Raw genomic sequence first — 531 nt, 5'->3', positions numbered from 1 at the left:
ACTGTGACGAACATCGATGAAAATCGAGTCAGCTTTGACTTGATGCAAGCCACGCTTGCGTTGACCAACTTGGGGCTTCTCGAAGAAGGAAGCGCCGTTAACGTTGAGCGCGCTGCTAAATTTGGTAACGAAATCGGTGGGCACAATATGTCTGGTCACATTAGCTTAATGGCAAACATTGTGGATGTGATTGATACGCCGAACAACCGCACAATTTGGTTTGAGTTACCACAAGAGTCGATGAAATATGTTCTTGCGAAAGGTTACATCGGTATCGACGGCTGCTCGCTAACCATTGGAGAAGTTGAAGCAAACCGTTTCTCTGTGCATTTGATTCCTGAAACTTTACAAAGAACCTTGTTTGGCAGTCGACAGGTGGGTGACAAGGTGAACATTGAATTCGATCCACAAACTCAAGCGATCGTGGATACTGTTGAGCGCGTACTGGCGGCTAAACAGTTGTAGTTGGAACGCAGATTTGGCCTTATAGATTGGCCTCATATAGATGAAGAAAAAGGAGCAAAGAGGCTC

At 45.8% G+C, this 531-nt stretch carries 1 protein-coding gene; it reads left to right on the top strand.

The window, feature by feature from the left end; translation table 11 throughout:
- Positions 1 to 465, top strand: a 465-nt coding sequence (locus R8N47_RS28070; protein ID WP_318186468.1) for a riboflavin synthase subunit alpha, incomplete at its 5' end; no start/stop codon positions are given.
- Positions 466 to 531 lie beyond the last annotated feature (66 nt).

The organism is Vibrio sp. 2132-1, from assembly GCF_033344315.1.
Note: the sequence above shows the minus strand (reverse complement) of the source record. Positions and strands in the feature narration are given on the sequence as shown.